1 protein-coding gene is annotated in these 282 nt (G+C 32.3%); it reads right to left on the reverse strand.

Features of this window, described 5'->3' with window-relative positions; translation table 11 throughout:
- Positions 1 to 282, reverse strand: a 282-nt coding sequence (locus QVO42_RS09695; protein WP_288164345.1) for a hypothetical protein, incomplete at both ends; no start/stop codon positions are given.

Raw genomic sequence — 282 nt, forward strand, 5'->3', positions numbered from 1 at the left:
GTAGAGGCTAAGACAATCTTAAATGTTTTAGTGATAGTACCAACATAATGCTCGTCACTTAATTTAATAGTAACACTACCTTCCCCAACTTCTGTATTATCACCATAAGTGATTGTATATTCACTTGGTTCGACAACATTACCTTTACTATCTTTGACTACAACTTCTGGTTTAATTTGTTTTCCAGTATAAGTCATTTCACTAGGTAAAGTAATTGTATCTTTTGTGACAATACCATATTTTGCATCAAATGCATCTAAATCAGCCTTAGCGTCATTGTAT

Origin of the sequence: Catenibacterium sp. CAG:290 (assembly GCF_000437715.1) — a bacterium.
Taxonomy (GTDB): Bacteria; Bacillota_I; Bacilli_A; order Erysipelotrichales; family Coprobacillaceae; genus Catenibacterium; species Catenibacterium mitsuoka_A.